20 protein-coding genes and 1 pseudogene are annotated in these 23,586 nt (G+C 74.6%); 11 read left to right on the plus strand and 10 right to left on the minus strand.

Features of this window, described 5'->3' with window-relative positions:
* Positions 1–13: 13 nt before the first annotated feature.
* From CHB94_RS12320 to CHB94_RS12330, 3 genes and pseudogenes are all read right to left on the minus strand, one after another.
* Positions 14–271: pseudogene (locus CHB94_RS12320) on the minus strand (nuclear transport factor 2 family protein); the annotation flags it as partial.
* A gap of 55 nt (positions 272–326) precedes the next feature.
* Complete coding sequence (locus CHB94_RS12325) at positions 327–1,970, minus strand: GMC family oxidoreductase (RefSeq protein ID WP_089336865.1); 1,644 nt, start codon at positions 1,968–1,970, stop codon at positions 327–329.
* The gene (locus tag CHB94_RS12330) at positions 1,967–3,517 is read right to left on the minus strand and encodes an aldehyde dehydrogenase family protein (protein WP_089336866.1); all 1,551 of its coding nucleotides are present in this window, start codon (positions 3,515–3,517) and stop codon (positions 1,967–1,969) included. Before CHB94_RS12330 ends, CHB94_RS12325 begins: the two co-directional genes overlap by 4 nt.
* 443 nt (positions 3,518–3,960) lie before the next feature.
* Here CHB94_RS12330 and CHB94_RS12335 point away from each other — a divergent pair, with 443 nt between their 5' ends.
* Positions 3,961–6,945: a sacsin N-terminal ATP-binding-like domain-containing protein gene (locus CHB94_RS12335; RefSeq protein WP_089336867.1), complete on the plus strand. Its 2,985-nt coding sequence runs from the start codon at positions 3,961–3,963 to the stop codon at positions 6,943–6,945.
* Between the two features lie 365 nt (positions 6,946–7,310).
* Here the strand turns inward: CHB94_RS12335 and CHB94_RS12340 are convergent, their stop codons facing one another.
* Positions 7,311–7,679, minus strand: coding sequence for a hypothetical protein (locus CHB94_RS12340; protein ID WP_089336868.1), 369 nt, complete (start codon positions 7,677–7,679; stop codon positions 7,311–7,313).
* Positions 7,680–7,895: 216 nt separating this feature from the next.
* On the minus strand, positions 7,896–8,225 hold the full coding sequence (locus CHB94_RS25165) for a hypothetical protein (RefSeq protein ID WP_176445534.1): 330 nt from the start codon (positions 8,223–8,225) through the stop codon (positions 7,896–7,898).
* A 203-nt stretch (positions 8,226–8,428) separates the two neighbouring features.
* Here CHB94_RS25165 and CHB94_RS25170 point away from each other — a divergent pair, with 203 nt between their 5' ends.
* The 3 genes from CHB94_RS25170 (at position 8,429) to fabG (ending at position 11,134) form a co-directional block, all read left to right on the plus strand.
* Positions 8,429–8,815 carry an STAS domain-containing protein gene (locus CHB94_RS25170; RefSeq protein ID WP_176445535.1) on the plus strand — a complete coding sequence of 129 codons (387 nt, stop codon included), beginning with the start codon at positions 8,429–8,431 and terminating at the stop codon, positions 8,813–8,815.
* A gap of 163 nt (positions 8,816–8,978) precedes the next feature.
* On the plus strand, positions 8,979–10,190 hold the full coding sequence (locus tag CHB94_RS12350; protein WP_089336870.1) for an acetyl-CoA C-acetyltransferase: 1,212 nt from the start codon (positions 8,979–8,981) through the stop codon (positions 10,188–10,190).
* A 179-nt stretch (positions 10,191–10,369) separates the two neighbouring features.
* Positions 10,370–11,134, plus strand: coding sequence for a 3-oxoacyl-ACP reductase FabG (gene fabG, locus CHB94_RS12355; protein ID WP_089336871.1), 765 nt, complete (start codon positions 10,370–10,372; stop codon positions 11,132–11,134).
* Between the two features lie 57 nt (positions 11,135–11,191).
* Here fabG and CHB94_RS12360 read toward each other — a convergent pair whose 3' ends face one another.
* Together CHB94_RS12360 and CHB94_RS12365 are read right to left on the minus strand one after the other, a co-directional pair.
* Positions 11,192–12,058: a DUF1206 domain-containing protein gene (locus CHB94_RS12360; RefSeq protein ID WP_089336872.1), complete on the minus strand. Its 867-nt coding sequence runs from the start codon at positions 12,056–12,058 to the stop codon at positions 11,192–11,194.
* Positions 12,059–12,106: 48 nt separating this feature from the next.
* A complete protein-coding gene (locus tag CHB94_RS12365) occupies positions 12,107–12,958 on the minus strand; it encodes a DUF1206 domain-containing protein (RefSeq protein WP_089336873.1) in 852 nt (283 codons plus the stop codon).
* Between the two features lie 137 nt (positions 12,959–13,095).
* On the opposite strand from CHB94_RS12365, the gene CHB94_RS24525 reads away from it, so the two are divergent.
* Genes CHB94_RS24525 through CHB94_RS12380 form a run of 3 tightly spaced genes read left to right on the plus strand, consistent with a single transcriptional unit; the run spans position 13,096 to position 15,947 of the window.
* Positions 13,096–13,755, plus strand: coding sequence for a hypothetical protein (locus CHB94_RS24525; RefSeq protein ID WP_141137479.1), 660 nt, complete (start codon positions 13,096–13,098; stop codon positions 13,753–13,755).
* A gap of 51 nt (positions 13,756–13,806) precedes the next feature.
* Positions 13,807–15,426, plus strand: coding sequence for an SIR2 family NAD-dependent protein deacylase (locus CHB94_RS12375; RefSeq protein WP_089336874.1), 1,620 nt, complete (start codon positions 13,807–13,809; stop codon positions 15,424–15,426).
* 5 nt (positions 15,427–15,431) lie between these two features.
* Positions 15,432–15,947: a hypothetical protein gene (locus CHB94_RS12380; RefSeq protein ID WP_089336875.1), complete on the plus strand. Its 516-nt coding sequence runs from the start codon at positions 15,432–15,434 to the stop codon at positions 15,945–15,947.
* Between the two features lie 34 nt (positions 15,948–15,981).
* Here the strand turns inward: CHB94_RS12380 and CHB94_RS12385 are convergent, their stop codons facing one another.
* On the minus strand, positions 15,982–18,294 hold the full coding sequence (locus CHB94_RS12385; RefSeq protein WP_254920599.1) for a HelD family protein: 2,313 nt from the start codon (positions 18,292–18,294) through the stop codon (positions 15,982–15,984).
* Positions 18,295–18,399: 105 nt separating this feature from the next.
* Between CHB94_RS12385 and CHB94_RS12390 the strand changes: the two genes are divergently transcribed.
* On the plus strand, positions 18,400–18,714 hold the full coding sequence (locus CHB94_RS12390) for a DUF6191 domain-containing protein (protein ID WP_141137480.1): 315 nt from the start codon (positions 18,400–18,402) through the stop codon (positions 18,712–18,714).
* Here the strand turns inward: CHB94_RS12390 and CHB94_RS12395 are convergent.
* Both CHB94_RS12395 and CHB94_RS12400 read right to left on the minus strand, forming a co-directional pair.
* Complete coding sequence (locus tag CHB94_RS12395) at positions 18,696–18,977, minus strand: alpha/beta fold hydrolase (protein ID WP_176445536.1); 282 nt, start codon at positions 18,975–18,977, stop codon at positions 18,696–18,698. The genes CHB94_RS12390 and CHB94_RS12395 overlap by 19 nt on opposite strands.
* 196 nt (positions 18,978–19,173) lie before the next feature.
* Positions 19,174–19,923 (minus strand): hemerythrin domain-containing protein, encoded by a 750-nt coding sequence (locus CHB94_RS12400; RefSeq protein ID WP_089336877.1) that lies wholly within the window; start codon positions 19,921–19,923, stop codon positions 19,174–19,176.
* 226 nt (positions 19,924–20,149) lie between these two features.
* On the opposite strand from CHB94_RS12400, the gene CHB94_RS12405 reads away from it, so the two are divergent.
* The 3 genes from CHB94_RS12405 (at position 20,150) to CHB94_RS12415 (ending at position 23,584) form a co-directional block, all read left to right on the plus strand.
* Complete coding sequence (locus tag CHB94_RS12405; RefSeq protein ID WP_176445537.1) at positions 20,150–20,950, plus strand: alpha/beta fold hydrolase; 801 nt, start codon at positions 20,150–20,152, stop codon at positions 20,948–20,950.
* Entirely contained in the window at positions 20,947–23,217 is a 2,271-nt protein-coding gene (locus CHB94_RS12410) for a SpoIIE family protein phosphatase (RefSeq protein WP_254920600.1), read from the plus strand. Before CHB94_RS12405 ends, CHB94_RS12410 begins: the two co-directional genes overlap by 4 nt.
* A 67-nt stretch (positions 23,218–23,284) precedes the next feature.
* The gene (locus CHB94_RS12415; RefSeq protein WP_089336878.1) at positions 23,285–23,584 is read left to right on the plus strand and encodes a hypothetical protein; all 300 of its coding nucleotides are present in this window, start codon (positions 23,285–23,287) and stop codon (positions 23,582–23,584) included.
* Positions 23,585–23,586 lie beyond the last annotated feature (2 nt).

Consider the following 23,586-nt stretch of genomic DNA (forward strand, 5'->3'; position numbering starts at 1 on the left):
TGGCGGGACGACGTCAGGCCGTGGATTCGAGTGTGAATCGCACCGTCTGCACCCGGATCTCGTCGTCGCGGAAGACCAGCGTATCGACGCCGTCGGTGATCCGGGCGTTGCTTCCGATGGCGGTCCATTCGGTGAGCAGGACGTCGCCCTCGTAGATCCGCGTGTAGACGTCGAACGTCGCGTCCGGGATCTGACCGAGCATCGCGGTGAACGCCTCGCGGACAGCCTGCCTTCCACGGACCGCTCCTTGCGGGGTGATGAGCACGGCGTCCTCGGCGTAGTCGGCGAAGAGACGGAACCCGAGAGCCGCTCGCCGACCGAGGAGCTCAGCCGGCGGCGGCCAGCGCCGGGTCGACGGTGCGGCCCAGGATCAGGTCGGCGGCACGCTCGGCGATCATGATCGTCGGAGCGTTCGTGTTGCCCCGCACCAGCGTCGGCATCACCGACGCGTCGACCACGCGGAGGCCCTCGATGCCGCGCACCCGGAGCTGGGAGTCCACGACCGCCTGCTCGTCGGTGCCCATCCGGCAGGAGGACACCGGGTGGTACAGCGACTCCATGGTGTTCTTGACCGTCTCCCGGAGGGCGTCCCGGCCGTGCACGGTGCCGCCCGGCGACCACTCGTCGGCCAGCACGGACGCGAGCGGGCCGACCGCCGCGATGTCGCGGGCCTTCTCCACGCCGGACACCAGGGCCTCGAGGTCGCGCTCGTCGGTCAGGTATCCGGCGTCGATCGCCGGCGCCCAGGACGGGTCGGCCGACCGCAGCCGCACCGAGCCCCGCGAGTGCACGTGCACCAGCACGACCGCCGCGGTGAAGGCGTCGACGTCGGGGTCGACCTCGGCCTGCTTCCAGTACTTGACCGGCAGGAAGTGGAACTGCAGGTCCGGTTCGGGCAACTCCGGCACCGACCGGGTGAACAACCCGGCCTCGGCCAGGTTGGAGGTCAGCGGTCCACGGCGGGCGCCGAACCACTTGGCGTAGCCCGAGGGCGACTCCGCGCGGAACAGGGACTTGCCCGACCGCACGTTCCACACGACCGGCACGAGCGGGTGGTCCTGCAGACCCCCGCCGACGCCGGGCAGGTCGTGGACCACCTCGACGCCGACCTCGCGCAGATGGTCGGCCGGGCCGATGCCCGAGAGCATCAGCAGGTGGGGGGAGTTGACCGCGCCGCCGGAGAGCACGACCTCGCGGGCGGCGTACGCGGTGTGCACCCGCCCACCGGACCGGTACTCGACCCCGGTCGCGCGGCCGTTCTCCACGAGCACCCGGGTGGTGAGCGCGCCGGTCCGGACGGTCAGGTTGGGCCGGCGCTCCGCGGGATGCAGGTAGGCGTCGGCCGACGACCAGCGGCGTCCCCGCTTCTGCGTCACCTGGTACTGGCCGACGCCCTCCTGGGTGGCGCCGTTGAAGTCGTCGTTGCGCGGGTAGCCGGCGGCCACCGCCGACTGGACGACGGCGCGGGTCCACGGGTGCGGTGACCGCAGGTCCTCCACCCGCAGCGGCCCACCGACACCGTGGAAGCGGTCGGCCCCGCGGGCGTTGTCCTCCATGCGTCGGAACAGCGGGAGCACGTGGTCGTAGGACCAGGACGGGTCGCCGGTCAGCTCGGCCCACTCGTCGTAGTCGGCCCGCGCGCCCCGGATGTAGATCATCGCGTTGATCGACGACGAGCCGCCCAGCAGCTTGCCCCGGGGCCAGAACAGCTTCCGGCCGTCGAGACCCGGCTGGGGCTCGGTCGTGTAGTTCCAGTCCAGTCGGGTGCGGAAGGTCTTGTAGAGCGCGGCCGGCACCTGCACCTCGAGGACGTCGTCGGAGCCACCCGCCTCGAGCAGCAGCACCCGCAGCGTCGGGTCCTCCGACAGCCGGCCGGCCACCGCGCAGCCGGCCGATCCCGCGCCGACGACGACGACGTCGAACTCGTCCCGGCCGGCGCTGTCCGGCCGGCCGTCGAGGGGCGCGCTCACCGGTGGCGCCCGTGGATCAGGCCCATGACGCGGGCGACCGCGTCGGTGGCCGAGGCAGGGCGGCTGAAGCTCATCAGGTTCACCGGCAACGCGACCCGCTGGCGGGTGATCGCCTTCGCGCGGGTGAACTCCTTCAGGCCGTCCTCCCCGTGGATCCGGCCGAAGCCGCTCTCGCCGACCCCGCCGAAGGGCAGGGCCGGGATGGAGGCGAACGTCAGCACGGAGTTCACCGACGTCATGCCGCTGCGCATCCGGCGGGCGAGGTCCATGGCCCGCGCCTTGGAGCCGGAGAACACCGCGCCGGCCAGGCCGTAGGAGGTGGCGTTGGCGCGCTCGAGCGCGTCCTCGGCGTCGCGGACCTTCGTGATGGTCAGCGTCGGCCCGAAGGTCTCCTCGCGCACCGCGGGGGAGGACTCGGGCACGTCGAGGAGCACGGCCGGAGCGAGGTAGTTCTCGTTCGGGAACAGGGCCGGGTCGGCCTCGCCGCGCACCACCCGCCCGCTGGCCGCCACGTGGGAGACGTGCCGGCGGACGATGTCGCCCTGCGCGGCCATCGTCATCGGACCGTAGTGCGCCTCGTCGTCCGAACCGGGGCGCAGGCTGCGCACCTGGGCGGTGACCTCGGCGACGAAGCGGTCGTAGACGGCGCTGGTCGCGTAGACCCGCTCGATCCCGATGCACGTCTGGCCGGCGTTGCTCATCGAGCCCCAGACGGCGGCGTCGGCCGCGGCGACCACGTCGGCGTCGTCGTCGACGATCATCGCGTCCTTGCCGCCGAGCTCCATGAGCACCGGGGTGAGGGTCTCCGCGCACGTGGCCATGACCTTGCGGCCGGTCGGCGCGGACCCGGTGAAGGCCAGCTTGCCGACTCCCGCACGGCACAGCGCTGCGCCGGTCTCGCCGTAGCCCGTGACGACCTGGAAGGCGTCGGCGGCGTCGGGGACCGCGGCCCGCCAGGCGGCGGCCAGCCACGCGCCGACGGCGGGCGTGTACTCCGACGGCTTGAAGACGACGGCGTTGCCCGCGGCCAGCGCGTACGCGATCGAGCCCATGGGTGTGAACACGGGGTAGTTCCACGGCCCGATCACGCCGATGACGCCCAGCGGCTGGTACTCCAGGTAGGCGGCGTGGTTGGCCGCGAGCATCCCGGCCCTCACCCGGCGCGGGCCGAGCGTCTTGCGGGCATGCGCGCCGGCCCAGGCCAGGTGGTCGATGGCGAGGGTGATCTCGAGGATCGCGTCACCGTGCGGCTTGCCGTTCTCGCGGTGGACGAGGTCGGCCAGCTCGTTCATGCGCCGGGCGAGATAGCCGCGGTAGGCCGACAAGCGCTCCTTGCGCCCGTCGAAACCCAGCTCGCCCCAGTGCGTGGCGGCCGCGCGAGCCCGCTCGACGGCCTCGTTCACGGCATCGGCGTCGTGCACCGGGAAGACGCCGACGACCGCGCCGGAGGCAGGGTTCGTGGATTCGAAGGTCTGCGTGGTGGCGTGGCGGTCGACGGTTCCCGCGGAGGCGTCGGTGACCGCGTCCATCTGCTCGACGAGCGACATGGTGACGGAGGTTACCCGCGGGTCACTTGCCTGGCAGGAGAGGCGACCCGACCGGGCGAGGTCGCCCCGTCGACGCGGTCGTCGGCGTCGATGACGGCCCAGACCGTCACGGTGCCGCGCGCCTGGAACCAGCCGTGCCGCAGGGAGAGGTCGGCGACGAGGTGGAGCCCCAAGCCCCCGAGCCCCGGATCGCGGCCCTGGGCGGGGATCGGGAGAACCCCCGTCGAGGAGTCGCTGACCGCCAGGAGCCACAGGTCGCCGGTCCGGCTGAGCGACGTGGCGACGGGCGCGCCGCCGTGCCGCAGCCCGTTGGAGGCGAGCCGCCTCGTTGCCGGAATGCTCCGAACCTCCGTGTCACCCGGTGGTCGGGAAGATCCGACGGGGGCGCCGAACTAGGGTCGGCGGCGAGTGGGCCTGCCGGCCCGGTGCAGGGAAGGCGGAGCATGCAGACCGCGATCGACGGCGCCCCGGGCGACCCGTTCGGCACCGCGGAGATCCGTCGCCGGGTGCTGGCGGCCTGGGCCGAGGATCCGGCGCGCTTCCGCGAGGACGCGAACGCCGAGGAGGACCTCGTCCGGGGCGGCTACCGCGACCGGTTGCTGGTCGAGCTCGCGCAGAACGCCGCCGACGCCGCCGTCCGCGGGGGAGTGCCCGGCCGGCTGCGCCTGGAACTGGACGCAGGAACGCTGCGGGCAGCCAACACCGGAGCCCCGCTGGACGAGGGTGGCGTGCAGGGGCTGGCCACGCTGCGCGCCTCGGTCAAGCGCGACGAGACCGGCAGCGTCGGCCGCTTCGGGGTCGGCTTCGCCGCGGTGCTGGCGGTCACCGACGAGCCCGCCGTGCTGTCGGCGGCGGGCGGCGTGCGGTTCAGCGCCGCGCAGACCCACGACGAGGTCGTCGCCGTCCCGGCGCTCGCCGCCGAGGTGGCCCGTCGTGGCGGTGCGGCTCCCGTGCTGCGGCTGCCGTGGCCGGCCGAAGGCGCCCCGCCGGACGGGTTCACCACCGAGGTCGTGCTCCCGCTGCGGGACGGCGCGCCGCCCGTCGTCGCGGCCGCCCTGGACGCACTCCCCGCGGAGCTGCTGCTGGCGCTCCCGGGACTGGCGGGGATCGACGTGATCGTGGACGGCGCGCAGCGCTGCCTGCGCATCGAGCGTTCGGCCCGGTCCGCGCGGATCACCGACGGCGGCGGGACGACCTGGGCGATTGCCGAGCGGTCCGGCGAGCTGCCCGCCGAGCTCCTGGCCGACCGCCCCGTGGAGGAGCGGTCCCGTCGAGCCTGGACGGTGACGGCCGCGGTGCCCCTCGACCAGGAGGGGCGGCCGCGTCCGCTCCCGTCCGGGCAGGTGGTGCACGCGCCCACCCCGAGCGACGAGCCGCTGTCGCTGCCCGTGCGGCTGATCGCCCCCTTCCCGCTCGGCCCCGACCGCCGGCACGTGGCCCCGGGGCCGGTCACGGACGCGCTGGTGGCCGCGGCCGCCGGGACGTGCGCGGACCTGGTCGTCGGGCTGCCGGCCGACCCCGCGGTGCTCGCCCTGGTGCCGCAGGTCGGTCTGGCCGGGGCGGAACTGGACGCCGCCCTCTGCGCCGCGGTGCTCGAGCAGTTGCGTGCCACCTCCTGGCTCCCCGTCGCCGCGGACCCGACGGCCCGGCAGGCGCCCGACCGCGCCGCAGCCCTGGACGACCCCACCGAGGAGCGGGTCGCCGCGCTCGCCGACGTCGTCCCGGGCCTGCTCCCCGCGGGCTGGTCCCGCCGCTCGGACTCGCGGTCGCTGACGGCGCTGGGCGTCCGCCGCATCGGGACCGCGGCGGCGGTGGAGGCGGTGCGGGGTGTGGATCGGCTGCCGTCCTGGTGGGCCGGCCTGTACGCCGCCCTCGACGGTGCCGACCGCGAGGAACTCGGCGCGCTGCCGGTGCCGCTGGCCGACGGGCGGACCGCCCACGGACCGGCCGGCGTGCTGCTGCCGGAGGCCGGGCTGCCGGTGCACCGGCTGGGCGCGCTGGGCCTCCGGCTGGCCGAGCCGGAGGCGGTCGCCCCGCCCGCGGCCCGCCGCCTGCTCGAACGGCTGGGCGCGCAGCCGGCCACCGCGGTCGCCGTGCTCGCCGACCCGGCGGTGCGCGCCGCCGTCGAGACCTCGATGGACATCGTCGACCACGCCGTCGACGGTTCGCCCGAGCCGGAGGAGCTGGCCGAGGCCGTGCTCGCCCTCGTGGCGGTGGCCCGGCCGGCGGTGGGGGAGCTGCCCTGGCTCGCCGGGCTCGCCCTGCCCGACGCCGACGGCGGCTGGGCACCGGCGGGGGAGCTGGTGCTGCCGGGATCGCCGTTGGCGGCCGTCCTCGCCGAGGGCTCGCTGGGCGTGCTCGAGGCCGAGACCGCGGCAACCGCCGATCCCGATGCGCTCCGGGCCGTCGGCGTGCTCGACACCTTCGCGCTGGTACGCGCCGAGGACCCCGACGAGCTCGACGTCGACGGCGCCGACCGCTGGGCCGACGCGGTTCTGGACCGACTTCCGCACGACGCGCCCCCGCCGCAGTGGCCGTTGCTCACCGCCGTCCGCGACCTCGAACTGGTGGCGGACTGGGCCGGCGCGCTGCCGTTGCTGGCATCGCTGCCTCCCGAGGCGTGGGCGGACGTCGTCGTCGGCGGCGTCGCCGTGCCGGGTTATCTGCGCTGGTGGCTCTCGACCCACCCGGTCCTGGGCGGCGAGCGTCCCGACCGGCTCCGGCACCCGGAGAGCGAAGAATTACAGGGACTGTACGAATCTGCGACGGCGGCTCCGGAGGTCCTCGCGCTGCTCCGCCCGCCGGGCAGCGTGGCCGACGTCCTGGCCGACGTCGACGGCGCCATCGACCTGCTCGACCGGCTCGGGGATCCGGCCCGCACCGTGCGTCCGGGCGTGCTGCGCACGGTCTATGCGCAGCTGGCCGACGCTCTCGACGGGATCGACGTCGATCCGCCCGACCGGGTGCGCGTGGCCCCCGACCGGGTCGTCGAGGACGCCGTGGTGCTCGACGCTCCGTACCTACAGCCACTGGTCCGAAAGCCCCTCGTGCCGGCCGCAGGCGCCCCGGGCGCCGTCGCGGACCTGCTCGACCTGCCCCTGGCCGGCGAACTGGTGCGCGGCACGGTGACCGGGCGGGGGGAGCGTCGCCGCTGGGCGGATCTCCCCGGAGCAGCACTGGCCGCAGCCCGGCTGGACGTCGCCGAGCTGACCGGCGAGGTCGAGCTCCACGACGGCCTCGACGTCGACGGCCGGCCGGTTCCCTGGTGGCCCGGGGAGGACGCCGACCACGTCGACGGCACCCCGGAGAGCCTCGGGCGGGCCCTCGCCTGGCGGGCCGGCGCGTGGTCGCGCCGGCAGGCCCTGGCCGAGGCGTTCGCCTTTCCCGACCGCGCCGCCGAGCTGGCCGCCGAGGACGCCATCGGCTGAAGGGCGCGGCCCTGTCCCGGGTCCCGCCCCGAGCCTGCGAGGGGTGAGAGGGACGGGGTCGGGACCAGTGGCCCCGTCCGGAGGCTCGCCGCGAGCTTGCGAGTGGTGAGGGACGGGGTCGGGACCAGTGGCCCCGTCCGGAGGCTCGCCGCGAGCTTGCAAGTGGTGAGGGACGGGGTCGGGACCAGTGGCCCCGTCCGGAGGCTCGCCGCGAGCTTGCAAGTGGTGAGGGACGGGGTCGGGACCAGTGGCCCCGTCCGGAGGCTCGCCGCGAGCTTGCAAGTGGTGAGGGACGGGGTCGGGACCAGTGGCCCCGTCCGGAGGCTCGCCGCGAGCTTGCGAGGGGTGAGAGGGACGGGGTCCTTTCACTGGCCCCAGCGGGGGATGGCGCTCGCGCCCGGGGCGTGGCCCTGCGTCGAGGGGCGGCCGCCGCGCCGTCCGGCCGGTGCGCGGGGTCCGGGTGCCCGCGAGGCCGCGCTCCAGCACTCGTAGAGCGACAGCCACTGTGCCGGGGTGAGGGCCGTCGGCCGGGTGGTCGGCGGCAGGCCCTCCTGGTGCAACCAGCGGACGCCGGCGGCGCCGGGCAGCTGCGCCCGGAGGAGAGCCCCGAGCGGAGCGGTGGGCGAGGCGAGGACGGCGCCGGCGAGCCGGTCGAACGCCGCCGTCTCGGCCTCCGGCAGCGAGGAGCGGGCAGCGGCGGCGGGGCCGTCGCTGATCGGGGACGGGCGTGACACGGGGTACCTCCGACGAGGTCACAGCGGTGCCCGGGGACGCCGGATGCAGCCCGGCCGGCGGGGAGGAGTGGCGCCCGGGACGACACGGGCGCGGACGGCGGGCGGCGGGGCCGCTCCGCGGGAGATCGGGCTCAGACGGTGCGCAGGCGCACGGAGTACCGCATGTCCGAGACGCTAGGGCGCGGGCGTGGCCGGGTCGACCGAATTGTCCGGCCGCTACTGCTCCGGCTGTGCCGCCTGCTTCGCTTGCTGCTCCTTCGCTCGCTGCTTCGCTTCCTGGCGCGCCCGGTGGGCCTCCCACTTGGCGCGGTCGCGTGCGCGGGCGTCCTTGCCGCGCTCCCACTTCTCCGCCCGCCGGCGGGCGCGCTCGAGCTCGCGCTGTTCGAAGGTGGAGTGGCGGTCCCAGTCGCGGGCGAAGAACGCCATGGTCAGGGCGGTCACGAGCACGATCGCCACGAACGCGGCGAGGACCGGGTCCAGATAGACGAAAGCAGCCACGGACCCGACGACTGCAGCAACGCCCCACACCAGCCATCCGACGGACACGTCGACCAGTATCCGCTGTCGCCGACGGCGACCGGCGTCGCCTGCGGTGGGACACGTGGGAGGTGCGTGATCGGCAGGCCCTTGCGGTGCTGGGGTCCCGTCCCTACGTTGGGGGTGCGGTTCAACAGTCAGCCGTCTCGCCGGTGCCGTGGTCCAGCAAGCAACGAGGCCCCGATCGATTCATCTCCACGAGAGGCACCCCCGTGACCGCAGCCTCACTCGATCCGCCCCCCACCGACCTCGTGTCCATCGACGTCTCCGGCTCCCCCCCGACCGTCCGCGTGACCGTCGCCGGTGAGGTCGACTCCACGTCCGCCCCGGTCCTCCGCCAGCACATCGAGCCCCTGCTCGACGGCGACGTCCGCGAGCTCACCATCGACCTCGGGCAGGTCACGTTCCTCGACTCGGCGGGCCTCTGCGTCCTGGCCGCGGCCCACCGTCAGGCGGTCCGCCAGGACGTGACCATGCGTGTGCTGGCCTCGTCCCGTGCGGTGATCCGCCCGTTGCAGATCACCGGCCTCTGGGACCTGCTCAAGGCCGAGCGGGTCGACGGGTCGGCCACGCTGCCGACTCGGCAGGGCGTCGCTTGATCCCCACCGCTTGATCCCCACCGCTTGATCCGCACCGCTTGACCTTTCCACCGGCGTCCGGACAGGGTGCTCGCGCGGGCACTTCCGTGCCGGGGCACACTCGGTCCTGCCCTCCCACCTGCCGGGGGACGGGCTCGGTCGTGGAGGAACAGGGAGGACCACCGTGCGGGATGCGGTCATCTGCGAGCCGTTGCGGACCCCGGTCGGGGGCTTCGGCGGATCACTGCGGGACGTGCCGGCCCAGGAGCTCGCCGCGACGGTGATCCGGGCGCTCATGGAGCGCACCGGCCTTCCGCCGGAGTCGGTGGAGGACGTCCTCCTCGGCCACTGCTATCCGACGATGGACGCGCCCGCGATCGGTCGCGTCGCGGCGCTGGACGCCGGACTCCCCGTGACCGCCTCGGGTCTGCAGATCGACCGGCGCTGCGGCTCGGGCCTGCAGGCGGTCGTCTACGCGGCAATGCAGGTGCAGTCGGGCACCTCGGACGTCGTCCTGGCCGGTGGTGCGGAGTCGATGAGCAACGCGCCGTTCTACTCGACCGCCATGCGGTGGGGGGTCAAGGCCGGGCCGGGCGTGCTGCTGCAGGACGGTCTGGCCCGGGGCCGGGTCACTGCCGGCGGGCAGAACCATCCCGTGCCCGGCGGGATGCTGGAGACGGCGGAGAACCTGCGCCGGGAGTACAAGATCTCCCGCGAGGAACAGGACGAGTACGCCGTCCGCAGCCACCAGCGTGCGGCCGCCGCCGCCGAGGCCGGCCGGTTCGCCGACGAGATCGTCCCGGTCACCGTGAAGAGCCGGAAGAGCGAGATCGTCGTCGACCGTGACGAGCACATCCGTCCCGACTCGAACGTGGAGACCCTCGCCAAGCTCCGCCCGATCATGGGCAAGGACGACCCCGAGGCCACGGTCACCGCGGGCAACGCCAGTGGCCAGAACGACGGCGCCGCGGTGTGCGTCGTCACCCACCCGGACAAGGCCGCCGAGCTGGGGCTGCGGCCGCTGGCGCGACTGGTCTCCTGGGGCGTGGGCGGGGTCCCGCCCAGGACCATGGGGATCGGCCCGGTGCCGGCGACGGCCAAGGCGCTCGCCCAGGCCGACGTCAAGCTGTCCGACGTCGACCTGATCGAGCTCAACGAGGCCTTCGCCAGCCAGGTGCTCGCCGTGACCCGGGAGTGGGGCTTCACCGAGAGCGACTTCGAGCGGACCAACGTCAACGGCTCGGGCATCTCCCTCGGTCACCCGGTCGGCGCCACCGGCGGGCGGATCCTCGCGACGTTGTTGCGCGAGATGGAGCGCCGCGACGCGCGGTACGGCCTGGAGACGATGTGCATCGGCGGCGGCCAGGGCCTGGCCGCGCTGTTCGAGCGGGTCTGAAGAAGGACCCCGCTGCCCCCCGCCACTCGTAGAAGGACCCCCAGAAGGACCCCGTCCTCCCCACCCCTCGCATGCTCGGGGCGGGACTCGGGACGAGGCCCTCCGAACCGCTCGCAGGCTCGCAGCGAGCCTCCGGACGGGGCCGACCCCGCTTTCCCTCCGAGTAGTAGGAGTTCTGCATGACTGCGTCCCTCAGCTCCCGTGTCGCGATCGTCACCGGTGCCGCCCGTGGCATCGGTGCCGCCACCGCCCGGCGGCTGGCCGAGGACGGGTTCGCCGTCGCCGTCCTCGACCTCTCCGAGGACGACGCCCAGGGCACGGTGGGGGAGATCGAGGCCGCCGGGGGGCGGGCGCTGGCCGTGGGGGCCGACGTCGGTGACTCCGAGCAGGTCCAGATCGCTGTCGACCGGGTCGCCGCCGAACTCGGCCCGCCGGTGGTGCTGGTCAACAACGCGGGGGTGACGCGCGACAACCTGCTGTTCCGGATGACCGACGCCGACTGGGACCTGGTCATGCACGTGCATCTCCGGGGGGCGTTCCTGATGAGCCGTGCCGTGCAGAGGCACATGACGGAGGCCGGATGGGGCCGGATCGTCAACCTGTCCAGCACCTCGGCTCTGGGCAACCGCGGTCAGGCCAACTACGCCACCGCCAAGGCCGGACTCCAGGGCTTCACCAAGACCCTCGCCATCGAACTCGGGAAGTTCGGGGTCACGGCGAACGCGATCGCGCCCGGGTTCATCGTCACCGAGATGACGAAGGCGACCGCCGCGCGGCTCGGCCAGGAGTGGGAGCCCTACGTCCAGGCCCGCGCCGCGGCCATCCCGGTCGCGCGGGCCGGCCGACCCGAGGACATCGCGCACACGGTCTCGTTCCTCGTCAGCGAGGACGCCGGATTCGTCTCCGGTCAGGTCATCTACGTCGCCGGCGGTCCCCGCGCGTAACGGCTCCCTGCAGGGGCCCGCCGCGAGGGAGCGAGCGGCAGGGTAGGGGGTCCTTGTTCAGGACGACGGGTCGCGGTCGGGGTAGCGGGCGCGGGCCAGCGCGTACACCCCGAACGCGCCGAAGCCGACGGCGACCGCGGTGAGCAGCCAGGACCCGGCGGTGACGCCGGCGATCACCGTCATGGCGCCGTCGAGGCCGGTCGCGGTCGAGACGTCGGCCGAGCGGGCCGCCCGCCACAGCAGGACGCCGACCAGCCCGAAGGCGATGCCCTTGGCGACGTACCCGACCCGGCCGATCCCCTCGATCAGGGGCTCCCAGCGATCGGGGGCGGCCGGCAGGTCGATGTCGCGCATGAAGCCGCCGGTGAACCCGCGCACCAGCGTATAGAGCCCGACCACGACGACCCCCGCGGCGACCGCGGCCACGAGCACCCCGCCGCCGGGGATGTCCAGCGTCTCGTCGGTGAGGTCGCTCAGCCGCTCGTCGGCCTGGTAGCCGGCCCCGACGGCGAACAGCAGGGCGGTCACCCCGAGGACGGCGTAGACCAGCGCCTTCGCCAGGCACTTGGCGCACACGACCGCGGTGCGGAGGCGGTGCGCCCGGTCCAGCAACCCGTGCCACCACAGCAGCACCTCGCCGGCCTGCCAGAGCGCGAGGGCGAGCATGCCGAGGCCGATGACCCACAGCAGCACCCGGCCGCCGGGACCGTCGGCCACCGTCTGCAGTGCGCCGGTCTGGTCGGCGTCGGCACCGCGCAGCCGCCAGGCCATGCGGACGGCGAGGTAGCCGATCAGCAGGTGCATCGCGCCGTAGGCGATCAGCCCCGCGCGGGCCAGGTGGGTGAGGACCGGATGGTCGGTGACGGCTCGGGCCCGACCGACGGCGCCGTGCACGCGGTCGAGCAGTGAACGGGCGGAGGGCACGGGCTGATCGTGCGGGACGGCTGCCCCCGCGGCGACCGGGGACCCTGCCTAGGTGCGCTCGGGGTAGCGGGCCCGCACGAAGCAGTAGGCGCCGAACGCGGCGATCCCGACGGCGACGAGGGTGAGCAGGAACTGACCGAACGGCAGCCCGAGGATCGTGTGCAGGGCGCCGTCGAGACCGCGTGCCTTGGACGGGTCGACCGTGACGGCGGCGTAGGCGAGCAGGCCGCCGACGACCGCGAGGGCGAGGCCCTTGCCGGGGAACCCGACCTGCCCCAGGCGCGTGACCAGCCGGGTCGCCGACGGCGAGCTGCCGGCGGTGTCGATCTCCTTGAGGAAGCGCTTCGTGACGCCCTTGTAGACGTGGTAGGCGCCGACACCGATGAGGACGAGCCCGGCGACCCCCACCAGCCACCGTCCGGCCGGCCACCCGAAGACACCGGCCGTGGTCTGTTGCTGCTGCTGGGAGCTCGACTGGCCACCACCGGTGGCGAAGCGGATGGCCAGGACGGCCAGCGCGGCGTAGATGACCGCCTTGGTGATGGCCTTGCCGGACTTCTTGACGGCTTTCGTGCGGGTCTTGCCCGACGCCGACCAGCCGTGCCGCCAGCGCAGCACCTCGGCGGCCTGCCAGACCGCGAGGGCGATCAGCCCGACGGCGATGATCCACAGCAGGGGCTTGCCGACCGGTGACTCGGCGACGGTCTGCATCGCGCCGGACTGGTCGGCCGACTCGCCGCTGCCGCCACCCCAGGCCAGTTGCAGGGCCAGCCAGGCCACCAGCAGGTGCACGACCCCGTAGGCGATCAGCCCGACGCGGGCGAGGTGCTCGAGGCCGTCGCTCTCCCCGGCCTGGCGGGCGGCGCCCATGGCCGACCCGGCCGCTCCCTGCACGCTCATGACCGGCTCCTTCGGTGGCGTGACGACAACGGCTCAGAGTGGCACACGGCACGGTTCCCGCGCCTGCGGAAGCGCATCTCCGCCCAGGTCGGAGGCGCCGTGCCGGGGCGGGGCTGACGGTGAGGGACACTGGGCTCGTGGCGAACGGCGGAACCGGCATCCTGACGACCAGCACCGAGTCGATGGCCCCCGAGGTCGCCCGGCGCACCTGGCCCCTGTGGGCCGGGCTCGGCGTCGCGATGATCGCCGTCGCCGTCACCGCGGTCCTCTGGGGCCCCGCCGGTGCGCGGCTGCTGCTGGGGGCGCTGGGCCTCTTCCTCGCCGTCCGCGGAGCCCTGCTCCTGCGCGGCGCGCAGTCGGCCGCGCAGGATTCCGACCTGGCCGCTCGGGCGCGCGGGCTGGGGGGGACCGCGGTGGCCTGGGGCGCCGGGGCGCTCGTCGTCGCGCTCGTGTTCCCGGCCCTGGCCGCGGCCGTGCTGCTGGTCGCCGTCCCCGTCCTGCTGCTGGCGGCCGGGGCGGCGCTGACCACCCGCGGTGGCACGGCCCGCCGCGGCGGGCGGGCGCTGCTGGTGTGGGCGGTCCTGACGACCGGGCTGCTGGTCGCCACCGGCCTGGGGCAGAACTGGGAGCGGGCCGCCGACGTGGCCACGGTGATCGCCGCACTGGCCGTCGCCGTCCTGGCCGTGCCGGTCCTCGTCGGCGCCGCCGCCCTGCGCACGGTGGCCGCCCGGCCGGTGCCGGCCGTCCGGGCGGGCTGCGGCGGCTGCGCGTGCGGCGCGGGCGGCTGCGGTTCCTGATCCGACCCGGTCCCGGCGGTTCCGGACCGCAGCACGGGTAATGCTCCGGGCGTGAGTGGTCACGTCTTCGTCGTCGGCGCGGACCTGACGCGGCTGTCGTGCGACGACGTCCTGGTTCCGACCGACCGGACGCTGCGGGTGGCGCCGGGCTGGTGCCCGCTGCTGCCGTCCGGGGTCGTCACCGGGCACGTCGCGGACGGAGCCTGCGTCGGGCTGGAGTGGTCCGGGGACGAGCGGGTGCTCGAGGTGCCCGGGGACGGTGACCGGCGGGTGTGGCTCGTCGACACCGTCGCCGACAGCGGCCCCGATGGCCACGGGAGCCTGCCCTGGCTGCTGGACGGGGCCCGGCAGGCGCTGGCGGCCGTCGCGCGGCGGGACGTGCCGCGTCCCGCGCACGGCCGGGCCCGCCGGCTGGTCGGACTGCCGGCCCTGGGCACCGGCTGGGGTGGCGCGGCCGGGCAGCGTGGCGCCCTCCTCCAGCAGCTGCTGCCGGTGCTCCGCGAGGCAGCGGCAGAGCACGGGTTCGACGTCGCGCTGGTGCTGCGCGGAACCAGTGACCTCGCCGCCGCGCAGCGGGTGCGCCGCGGCGAGGACACGGGATGGGACCTGCCCGACGACCTCCGGGTGCTGGCCGAGCAACTCGGCGAGAAGGCCCGCCGCGGGCAACTGGCGGTCTTCTTCGGCGCCGGGGTGAGCGCGGCGGCTGGGCTGCCCACCTGGGAGCAGCTGGTCGACGAGCTGGCCGAGGCCTCGGGGCTGGCCGGTGAGCTCCGCGACGGGCTGTCCCGGCTGCCCCCGCAGGACTCCGCGGCGCTGCTCGCCCGAGAGCTGGGCCGCGAACGGCTGGAGGCGTTCGTCAAGGAGCGGTTCGGCCCCGGTTCCTACGCGCTGGCGCACGCGCTGATCGCCGACCTGCCGGTCCAGGAGTTCGTGACGACCAACTACGACCCGCTGGTGGAGCAGGCTGCCGCCGACATCGGCCGGCGGGTGCGGGTGCTCCCGTTCGAGGAGGCCGCCCCCGGTTCGCCGTGGCTGCTGAAGCTGCACGGGGACGCGGCGCATCCCGACAGCGTCGTCCTGACCCGTGAGGAGTACCTGCAGTTCGGCGACACCCGGGCGGCGCTGGCCGGGGTTCTGCACTCGCTGCTGCTGACCCGGCACGTGCTGTTCGTGGGCACCTCGATGCTCGACGACGACCTCATCCGGATCGCCCACCAGGTGCGCAGCGCCCTCCAGCTGCAGGGCTCCGCGTCGGGACGGCGCAACGGCACGGTGCTCGCCCTGCGCGAGGACGGGGCCCGCGCGCGCCTGTGGGAGCGGGACGTGGAGACCGTCGCGATGGGTGGGGCGGACAGCTCGTCCGCCGAGGCGGCCCGGCGGCTCGAGGTCCTGCTCGACCTGATCGGGTGCCTGTCGACGCCGCCGACCGGCTATCTCCTCGACCCGGCCTACCGCGGTCTCCTCGACGAGGAGGAGTGCGACCTGGCCGACGCACTGCAGCAGACGGCCACGGCGGTGCAGTCGGACTCGCGGTCCACCGCGGCGCAGGAAGTCGTGGCGCTGCTGCGCCGGCTGGGGCACGGCGGGTCGGCAGCGGACGGCGACGACCGGCCGCCGGACGGGGGCACCGCCGGGCCCGACGACCGCGTGCAGGAACAGCGCCCCGGATGAGGGCGGTGCGTCGTCCCTGGACCCGGCTGGCCAGTGCCGCCCTGGCCGGGCACGTGTTCTTCGAGCTGGGCGCCGGCGTCGGGATGCCGTTCGCCTCCGTGCTGGGGCCGGTCCCCGCGGCTGCCTTCTGGGCTGCGGCGACGGGAGCGGTGCAGCAGGCCGCGGGATCCCCGTCGCGGGACACCACCCTGGCCCTGGTCAACGGCGCCGGCCTGGCCGCCGTCGTGGGGCACCTGGCCGGGTGGCCGCGGCGGCGCACCCGGGTGGGGCTGCCGTGGCTGATTGACTGCGAGGGGCTCGGGCCTGAGCTCATGCGCTGGTACAACCCGATCATCTACGCCGGGGGCGTGGCCTCGGCTGTCGCGCTGCTGAGGGAGAACCGGGCGGCTCCGCGGTGGGCCGGTCTCGCCCCGCTGCTCCTGGTCCCGGCGCTGGTACGGGTCCAGCACGTCGAGCACGAGCGGCTGCGGCGGCTGGCGCTCCGGCGTCCGGGCTGGTGGAACCGGCGGCTCGCCCTCTGATGTCGCCTCGCCGAGGCGGCGTGCGCGGCCGAAGCTAGCTGCGCGCCTCCAGCCCGGAGAGTGCGGCGGGCAGGTCCCCGGGATGGACGACGCCGAGCCGCTGCGTCGCCCGGGTGAGTGCCACGTAGAGGTCGTTGTGCCCCCGGACTCCCTCCTCGACGATCCCGGACGGGTCGGCCACGAGGACCGAGTCGAACTCCAGCCCCTTCACTGCCTCCGGGGGAAGGACGACGGGCCCCGTGGTCAGGTCGCCATCCGTGGCGGCCCCGGGCAGTCGGGCACGAACGGCATCGGCGATGGCGTCCAGCCGGCGACGGGGGACGACGACGGCAAGCGTGCCGTCCTCCTTGTCGAACTCCGCGGCCGCCTCGGCGACGACGCCGGCGAGGTCGGCCTCGGGCGCCCGCTGCGACCAGGGCCGCTCGCCGGTGGAGCGCACCGCCTGGGCCGCCGTCCCGCCGGAGCCGCTGCGGGCCAGCACCTCGTCGGCCACCGCCATGATCTCGGCCGGCGTGCGGTAGTTGACGGTGAGCTCCTCCAGCCGCCAGTGCCGGCCGACGTGCGGGGTCAGCACCTCTGCCCAGCTGGAGGCCCCCGCTGCCGAGCTGGTCTGGGCGACGTCGCCGACAACGGTCATCGACCGCGTCGGGCACCGCCGCAGGAGCAGCCGCCACGCCATCGCGGAGAGCTCCTGCGCCTCGTCGACGATCACGTGCCCGTAGGTCCAGGTGCGGTCGGCGGCGGCCCGCTCGGCGGTGCTGCGGGTGTCGGCGGCCTGCTGGCGCTCGGCCAGGCTCTCGGCGTCGAGCAGGTCGCCGGCGCTGAGCTCCTCCGACTCCTCCGCGGTCTCGCTGTCCTGGGAACGGGAGCCGTGCAGGAGGTCCAGGGTCTCCTGGGCGTGCCGCAGCCGACGCTGCTCCTCCCGGCGGGTGGCCGAGCGCTGCGCCGAGTCGTCGACGCCGAGCAGCTCGTCGGCCTCGTCGAGCAGCGGGACGTCGGCGGGCGTCCACGGCGACGACGGCGGCCGGCGCAGCAGCGCCCGGTCCGCGTCGCTCCAGCCCGGGGAGGCCGTGGCCAGCTGCTCCGGCGAGGCGAGGAGGTCGGCGAGCAGCCGTTCGGCGGTGAGCCGGGGCCACAGCCGGTCGACCAGCCGGTGGACGGCGGGCTCGGCGGCCACCTCGCGGCGCAGCGCGGCGACGTCGTCCCGGCCGAGGAGGTTCGCCTCGCCGAGCACGTTCTCGCCGAGCTTGTCGGCGTACTTGCGGGCCACCAGGTCGATCACCGCGCGGGCCGCGGCGGGGCGCGCCTCGTTGTGCAGCCGCGAGGCGCTGCGGGCGCGGGAGCGGATGCGGGCGGCGTCGGCCTTGGTGAAGCGCAGCCGGGTGCCGTCGATGTCCAGCTCGACCGGCCGGTCGAGGACGGCCTGCCGGTTGCGGACGGCGGCCGCGACGACGTCGGCCATCGCCAGCCGGCCCTTCACCTCCGCCACCTCCGGTCGCTCGGAGGCCCGCGCCTGCAGGCCCGGGCGCAGTCCGCCGAGGTCGGCCAGCACCACGCCGGTCTCGCCGAGGGAGGGGAGGACGTCGGCGATGTAGCGCAGGAAGGTGGGGGTCGGGCCGACGACCAGCAGTCCGCTCCGGGCCAGTCGCTCGCGGTGGGTGTAGAGCAGGTAGGCGGCGCGGTGCAGCGCGACGGCGGTCTTCCCGGTGCCGGGACCACCCTGGACGACGACCACCCCGCGGGAATCGGCCCGGATGATCCGGTCCTGCTCGGCCTGGATGGTGCGGACGATGTCGGTCATGCGGCCGGTTCGCGTGGCGTTCAGTGCCGCCAGCAGGACCGACTCGCCGGCCAGGCCCGACCGCTCGGCCACGTCCGGATCGTCGAGGTCGAGGGTCTCGTCGGCGATCGAGACGACCGTCCGCCCGCGGGTGCGGATGTGCCGCCGGCGTCGCACGCCGAGGTCGTGCAGGGGAGTGGCCGTGTAGAAGGGCTGCGCGGCGGGAGCACGCCAGTCGACCAGCAGCGGCTCCTCGTCGCCGTCCTCCGACGACAGCCCGATCCGGCCGATGTAGCGCGGCACGTCGGCGTCGTGGCGGTCGAGCCGGCCGAAGCACAGGCCGCTCTCCGCGGCGTCCAGGGCAACGATCCGCTGGGTGTGCAGCTCGACCTGTGCCTCGCGCTCACCGATGGCCTGCGGGTTGTGCGGGACGAGGGCGAGCTGCTCCTCGAGCCGCCGCACGGTGCGCGCCCGGAGATCGTCCAGTCGCGTGTAGAGGCCGCCCACGTAGCGCTGTTCCACCGCCAGATCGGCCGCAGGGGCGACCTCGGGCCGAACCGTCGACAAGCTTTTCTCTTCCTGCTGGAATGGTTGTAGATCAATTCATCGCCGCAATTCACGGCAATTCTCTATTGTGCCACGCGCGGGCGCCGTCGCGTTACGTTCCCGCGCTTGGGTCCCCGCAGGGGTGCGGGTGCGCTGTTCGCGCTGACGATGCCGGGACTGATGATCCTCCTGGTCGTCCTGGCGGCGCTCGAGCATGCCCGGTCGCGCCTGGGCCGCCGCAGCCGGCTGCACGGTCGTGAGCGGCACGCCCTGTCCGCCCGTGGCATGGACGTCTTCTCCGCGGCGCTGATCCCGGGCAAGGCCGTGGACCTCGAGGAGCAGCGGGTTCGGGAGATGTGCCGGGACGACGTCGAGGACGGCGCCCCGCCCGGGACGCGGATCGACCTCGACAGCGGGGTGGCCTACCTCGATCCGAGGTAGCTCTCCAGCCGGTCGGCGAGCTCGGCCGGGCGACTCAGCGCCAGGCAGTGCCCGCCGGGCACCGCGTCGACGTCCAGGCCCAGCCGAACCGCTGCGATCTTCCGCTGGAATTCGAGCGGGAACAGCCGGTCCTCGCGGCCGGCCACCACCCGGGTGGGAACGGCGGGCCAGCGATCGAGCGGCCACGGTTCCTCGAACGGCCGGCCGGTGGGCCGGAACTCATCGGTCCCCTGACCGCAATCGTGGCGACACGTTCTCGTCACGGCCGCTGCCTACCGTCGTCGACGGGCCTCGGCACGAGGGCTGGGGTGAGTCCCACGGAGGGGGAGTCGACCATGAGCACGACCACCGAACGGACGACCTGGATCTGCGACAACTGCCAGGGCGTGACGGCTTCGGCCCGCAAGCGCTGTCGCGACTGCGGGACGTCCCGTTACTGAGTCGCCCGTGGGTCCCGCCTCAGGCGGCCGGTGGAGCACCGCGCAGGCGGACCACCGCAGCCCGGTAGCGCCGGGCGCCGTACACCCGCCACGCCGTGCGGACCGACCATGGCAGGCCCTCCAGCAGGCGGACCCGATCGCCGGCGCAGGAGTCCTCCAGCGCCAGCCCCAGCACGAACAGCTGCTCGGGACCGGACAGCCGGCAGTGCGACGACGCCGCGATGGCGGCCCAGTCAGCCGCTGCCAGGTGCTCCCCGAGCAGCGGCAGCAGCGTGCGCTCCTCCTCGGCGGTCTGGACCTCGACCGCCTCGGCCAGGGCCCGGCAGGCTGACGCGAAAGCGTCCCGGGCGGGGACGGTGCCGGCGACCTGCCACTGCCGAGCAGCGGTGACGACGTCACGCAGCATGTGGTCGACCCGCGCGCAGCGGGCCGTCCAGGCCTCCACCGCGTTCCGGGCGGCGGGGACGGCGCGCAGCAGCGCCGGCCACACCGCCTCCCGCTCCACGGTGTGGTGGTGCAGGAGGACACGGCTGATCAGCTCGGCGTGCCCAGCCAGGGCTGCGCTGCGCTCCTCCTCGTCGGCCGGCGCCCAGCTGCCGAGGTCGGCGAGCAGGCCGAGCTCACGCCGCACCAGCTGGTGCAGCACCCGCTGGTAGGCGACGGCTCGGCAGGCGGTCGAGGCAGGGCCTGCGGGGAGCGGGACGGTGTCGTCGGCGGCGGCGCGGGGAGCGGGGATCAGGCTCGTCGGACGGACCGCGGTGGCGGTCATGGGGCACCTCGTTCGGCGGTCGTGCCGGCGCACCGGCGGTCCTGCCGGGCGGTTGCGGGCAGGGTAGGAGCAGCCGGAGTAGGTGCGACAGGGGTTTCCGGGTACGGCCGGCGGGCCGTCGCGCTCGCGGCGCGGCGCGTCGTCTCCGCCCGTGTCCGGCCGGCTCAGCACCGTTCCGGGGGGACGGCACCACGACACCGTGCCGCACGTCGCCTAGGGTCGACCGGTGGCCACCGTGTTCGAGCGCAACTGCGTCCGCGTCAGCGGCGTGGTCGGCGGCCGGCCCATCGTCTTCGTCCACGGGTTCGGCTGCGACCAGGCCATGTGGCGGTTCGTGGTGCCGGACTTCGAGGTCGACCACCGCATCGTCCTCCTCGATCTGGTGGGGTCGGGCAACTCCGACCTGTCCGCGTACGACCCCGACAAGTACGGCTCGCTGCGCGGCTACGCCACGGACATCGTGGAGATCTGCCGGGAGCTGGCGCTCACCGACGTCGTCCTGGTCGGGCACTCGGTCAGCGCGATGATCGGCGTCCTGGCCTGGAAGCAGGCCCCCGAGCTGTTCGGGGCGCTGGTCATGGTCGGACCGAACCCCCGGTACATCGACGACGGTGACTACGTGGGCGGCTTCAGCCGGACCGACATCGCCGGCCTGCTCGACGCGCTGGATGCCAACCACCTGGGCTGGTCGGCTCAGATGGCTCCGGTGATCATGGGGAATCCGGACCACCCGGAGCTGGCCGAGGAGCTGACCAACAGCTTCTGCCGCACCGATCCCTACATCGCCCGTCAGTTCGCTCGCGTGACGTTCCTGTCCGACAACCGCACCGACCTCCCGGACGTCACCGTGCCGACCCTGGTGCTGCAGTGCAGCGAGGACGTCATCGCGCCCGAGGTGGTCGGCCGGTTCGTCCACGCGAGCATCCCCGGCAGCAGGTTCACGCAGCTGAGGGCCACCGGGCACGTGCCGCATCTGAGCGCGCCCGAAGAGACCACGGCCGCCATACGCGCCTTCCTGACGGGGTGAGCGGCACGGACCCCATCGGCAACCCGGGCCACGATCCGCGCGCGCAGCTCGGCCGCCTGCTCGAGGAGGACCCGGCCGACCTCTACGAGAACGCGCCGATGGGCTACCTCTCCACGCTGCCCGACGGGCGGATCGTCAAGGTCAACCGCACGTTCTGCGCGTGGACGGGCCGAACCCCCGGCGAGCTGATCGGCACCCGGTTCCAGGACCTGCTCAGCGTCGGCGGGCGGGTGTTCCACGAGACCCACCTCGCCCCGCTGCTGCGGATGCAGGGGGCCGTCCGCGAGATCGCGCTGGACGTCGTCCGCGTCGACGGCTCGCTGCTGCCGTGCCTGCTCAACGCCGTGGAACTCCGGGACGACGACGGCGCGCCGGTGCTGGTGCGGGCGACCCTGTTCGAGGCGACCGCGCGGCGGCGCTACGAGCGCGAGCTGCTGGCCGCGCAGCGGGCGGCGGAGGAGTCCGAGGCCCGGTCGCGGACGGTGCAGCGGGTGGTGTCCGACCTCGCAGCCGCCATGTCCGTCGACGACGTCGCGAGGGTGATCGTGGAGCGCAGCCGGGCCGTGCTGCACGCGGCCGGCGCCGCGCTGGTGCTGGTCGAAGGGAACCCCGCCAACGCGGGGTCGGTCCCGGCCCTGCGACCGGTCCGGGTGGAGGGTCTGCCGGAGGCGTTGCTGCAGGCGCTTCGCGAGGCGGCCAGCGGGCAGCTGACCCTGGAACTGGCCCAGGGGGTTCGGATCGTTCCGCTCGACGACCGGATGCGGTCGGTGCAGCCGGCGGTCGCGGCCGCGATGGCCGACGCCGGGCTGACGGCGCTCGTGATCGTGCCCGTGTCGGCCGACAGTCGCCGGCTCGGTGCGCTGGTGCTGGGCATCGGGGGCATGGGTGAGAACGAGCTGATCAACCTGGACCAGCCCGACGTGCTGCCCGGCAGTGCACCGGCCGACGTCGACCTCCTGCGGACCCTCGGCCGGCAGGCGGGGCAGGCCCTCGAGCGGGCGCGGCTGCAGGAGGAGACCGCCCGGCAGGCCCAGCGCGCTGCGTTCCTGCTGGAGGCCGCCCGACTGCTGGCCGAGGCCGCGGACGTGACCGAGACGGTGGAGCGGCTGGCCACTCTGGCGGTGGAGCGGCTCGCCGACCTGTGCGTCATCGATCTCGTCTCCGAGCAGGGGTTCACCCGGCCGGCGGCGCGGCACCGCGATCCACGGCTGCAACACCTGGCCGACGAGGTGCGGGACCGGCCGCTGACCACGCGCCGGGACAGCCATCCCAGCGTGCGGGCCCTGCGGGAGGGCCGCACGCAGTGGGTGCGGTCGCTGGATCCGGACTTCGTCTCCTCGATCGCCTCCGACGACCGGCACGCCGAGGTCGCGCAGAGCCTCGACCTCGCCGGCATCGTCGCTGTCCCGCTGATCGCGGACGGCCGCCGCCTCGGGGTGGTGACGCTGTGCGCCGACCGTCGGCGCGGGGCGTTCACCGAGGCCGACGTCGAGGTCGCCGAGCAGCTCGGACTCCAGGTGGCGCTGGTCGTCGCCAAGGCCCAGCGCTACGAGCTCGACGTCCTCACGTCCCACACCCTGCAGGCGAACCTGCTCCCGCCGGAGCCGCCGGAGCTGCCCGGGTTGACGACGGCGGTGCGCTACCTGGCTGCGACGCACGGGGTGGAGGTGGGCGGCGACTTCTACGACGTCGTCCGGCTGCCGAACGACCACGTGGCGCTGGCGGTCGGCGACGTGGTCGGCCACGACATCACGGCTGCAGCCACGATGGGGCAGCTCAACTCGGTGTACCGGGCGCTGCTCGTGGACCGGCCGGCCCCGAGCGCGATCATCGACCGGCTGCAGGCCAGTTGGTCACTGCTCGGCCTGCAGCGGATGGCGACGGCGCTGTTCGCGTCGCTGGACCCGGCGACCGGTCAGTTGCGGATCGCCTCGGCGGGGCACCTGCCGCCGCTGCTGCTGACCGAGGGCCACGCGGAGTTACTGCCGGTGACGCCCAGCCGGATGCTGGGGGCGCCGCCCGCTCCGGCTCCGGCACTGGAGTGGGCCGGGGTGCTGCCCGCCGGGGCGACGCTGCTGCTGTTCACCGACGGACTGGTGGAGAGCCGGTCCGCCGACCTCGACGAGGGGCTCTCCCACCTCCTGGCTGCCGCGGCCGGCGCGGGGACCTCGGACCCCGACGAGCTGTGCGACCGGCTCCTGGCCGACCTCACCGGCGCGCACCGTGCCGACGACATCGCGCTCCTGGCACTGACCCGGCTGGCCTGAATCGGGCTCTTCCGCCATCCCGCGGATGGGGTGACCATGACAGTGGACCCCTGCACTGGAGGCGGCCATGGACTCTTCCTCGAACCCCATAGCGACTTCCATCGATGGCGCGACCGGTGACTGGTCGATGTCCGGCGACGCGATGCGCTGGTCACCGGAGCTGGCGGACCGGGAGGGCTCACTCGGCGAGCTGCGCGGGATGGATGTCGCGGCCGGCCTCGGCGCCGGCCTCGGGCTCGACATGAACGGCGTGCGGCGGCTGGTCACGGGGGCGCTGAACTCCCTCGGTGCGGTCGCCACCGACGTCGTCACCGAGTTCCGCCAGCTCACCCGGGGCTCGTCGGAGGAGGACGGCTCCGAGCGCTGAGC

It is taken from the genome of Blastococcus mobilis, assembly GCF_900188025.1.
Taxonomy (GTDB): Bacteria; Actinomycetota; Actinomycetes; order Mycobacteriales; family Geodermatophilaceae; genus Blastococcus_B; species Blastococcus_B mobilis.

Excerpts from the sequence above, each read along its gene's own strand:
- CHB94_RS12330 (WP_089336866.1), bottom strand. The coding sequence starts at position 3,517 with ATGTCGCTCGTCGAGCAGATGGACGCGGTCACCGACGCCTCCGCGGGA.
- CHB94_RS12335 (WP_089336867.1), top strand. The coding sequence starts at position 3,961 with ATGCAGACCGCGATCGACGGCGCCCCGGGCGACCCGTTCGGCACCGCG.
- fabG (WP_089336871.1), top strand. The coding sequence starts at position 10,370 with ATGACTGCGTCCCTCAGCTCCCGTGTCGCGATCGTCACCGGTGCCGCC.
- CHB94_RS12365 (WP_089336873.1), bottom strand. The coding sequence starts at position 12,958 with ATGAGCGTGCAGGGAGCGGCCGGGTCGGCCATGGGCGCCGCCCGCCAG.
- CHB94_RS12400 (WP_089336877.1), bottom strand. The coding sequence starts at position 19,923 with ATGACCGCCACCGCGGTCCGTCCGACGAGCCTGATCCCCGCTCCCCGC.
- CHB94_RS12415 (WP_089336878.1), top strand. The coding sequence starts at position 23,285 with ATGGACTCTTCCTCGAACCCCATAGCGACTTCCATCGATGGCGCGACC.